Source organism: uncultured Leptotrichia sp. (assembly GCF_938036635.1).
Taxonomy (GTDB): domain Bacteria; phylum Fusobacteriota; class Fusobacteriia; order Fusobacteriales; family Leptotrichiaceae; genus Leptotrichia; species Leptotrichia hongkongensis.
Map to the genome: position 1 here is coordinate 1 of NZ_CALHQO010000268.1, position 2098 is coordinate 2098.

At 28.3% G+C, this 2098-nt stretch carries 2 protein-coding genes; both read right to left on the reverse strand.

Annotation, left to right across the window (positions count from 1 at the left end; all coding sequences use genetic code 11):
- A partial coding sequence (dnaX, locus tag Q0370_RS05215; RefSeq protein WP_299573021.1) for a DNA polymerase III subunit gamma/tau occupies positions 1-1523 on the reverse strand: 1523 nt, incomplete at its 3' end.
- Positions 1524-1650: 127 nt separating this feature from the next.
- Positions 1651-2013 carry a DUF4870 domain-containing protein gene (locus Q0370_RS05220; RefSeq protein WP_299573023.1) on the reverse strand — a complete coding sequence of 121 codons (363 nt, stop codon included), beginning with the start codon at positions 2011-2013 and terminating at the stop codon, positions 1651-1653.
- Positions 2014-2098 lie beyond the last annotated feature (85 nt).

Consider the following 2098-nt stretch of genomic DNA (forward strand, 5'->3'; position numbering starts at 1 on the left):
TTCTGCAAAAACTTATCCTCTTCATTTTGTGAATTTTCACTTTCGAGAAAAGTATGAATCGTAATATCTGAATTACAAATATGATTAATAACTTTTTCAATTTTGGCCTTTTTCTCTGGCAGTAAAATTTGTTCACTATGAAATTTCTGCTCCTTCGGAAATCTTATATGCAATACACCATTTTCCACTCTATCTGGAAAACTTTCAATTACTAATGCTCCAAGCATCACGCTTTCTTTTCTTATCCCCAGTAACACTTTTTCCCAATTTTCAGAAAAAATTGAAATATCATAATTTTTTGCAGTACTTTCTGATTTTTGAGCTTTTTCCATATTTTCTTTTTCTTGGGTTTCAGCTGTAGAAGCCAAACTTGCTATTTTTGGATTTTTTGAAATTTGGCTTATAACTTTTTCATAAATATTGCTAGACACTTCTTTTATGTAATTTTTGTCAAAAGAAGAGACAGTTTCACTAGAATTTATACTTTGTGAATTATTTTTCTGATTTTTATAAAGTTCGTGAATCAGAACATAGCCAAGCAATCTTTTATCTTCTTCATATTTAAACTCATTTAAAGTAAAAAAAATCGCACTTATTGTATCCAGCAGAAAATTTACTGGTAAGTCAGTCTTTTTCTTAAACTGCTCTTTCAGATAATATGAAAAATCTTTCAAAAAAGTTTCGATTATAAGCCCATCTTCCCAAATTTTATCAATAAAATCTACAAGTTTTTCTTTATCACTTTCTCGTATCAGATTTAAAAATTCTTCCAAAATTACATCAGGCACTACTCCCAAAGCATTTTGCGTCTTTGTAATATCAATTTCTTCATTGTTAAAATTTGATACAACTTGCTCAAAAATAGAAAAACTGTCTCTCGCACTTCCTTCAGACTTACGATAAATTAAATCAAGACTTTCATCGTCAATTGTAATATTTTCTTTTTCAGCCACATTTTTTAGCAATTTTTTTATATCTTCCTTATCAATTGGTAAAAAATCATACCGCTGACATCTAGAAATAACTGTATCTGGTATTTTATCAATCTCTGTTGTCGCAAGAATAAATATAACATGTGACGGTGGTTCTTCTAATGTCTTCAAAAGTGCATTAAACGCCTCTTTTGTAAGCATATGAACCTCATCAATTATATATATTTTTTTTCTTCCTTTAACAGGCTGATAATTTATTTTTTCCTTCAGTTCCCTAATTTCATCAATCCCACGATTAGAAGCCGCATCAATTTCAATCATATCCATAGAAATCCCTTGAGAAATCTCACGGCAATTTTCACATTCCCCACAAGGATTATCTGTCACATCCTCACTATTTAAGCAATTCACACCTTTCGCAATAAGCCTTGCAATAGTCGTTTTTCCCACACCACGTGGCCCTGTAAATAAGTATGCATGTGACAGCTTATTTTCTCTTAGGGAATTTTTTATCGCCCGTAACACAAATTCCTGTCCTGCAATTTCATCAAAATTTTGAGGCCGATATTTTCTATATAAAGTAATATTCAATGTTCTCACCCTTTTTTATTGCTATTTGATATTATAACATTTTTAATATAAGTTGTGAACTTCAAAAACAAAAAAATACACCTAAGATAGTTATTTCTCTGGTGTATTTTTAAGACAAAACATTTGATTAATCTACAAATAATAAATTTGTGATTTTTTCAATATAAGGAATTTTAAATTCTTTTTCCAAGATTGATGAAGCAGTTGCAATAATTTGTAAAATAGTTAAAACGATAAAAATTAGAGCAAATAAAATATTCCCAACAACTATAACAAAGTTTAACAATGATGAAACTAGTAATAAAACTGTTATTGCTAATGTTTGTTTTGAATATGTTCTAACAAAATTATTTTCGCTTTCTAAAATTAATGCAAAAATTGGAATGATCAATCCACCAATTAATGTAAAAAAACTTAAATTTACAAGAAAAGCTGCTGCGTTTGCTTTTAATCCAGCAATTGATTTTTGTTCACTTATTTTATTGTTCATAACTCCTCCTAATATATTTTTATATTTAAATTATTCCTTTTACTTAAAAGAATTTTAACACAAAACATTTAAAAAATCAAATTTA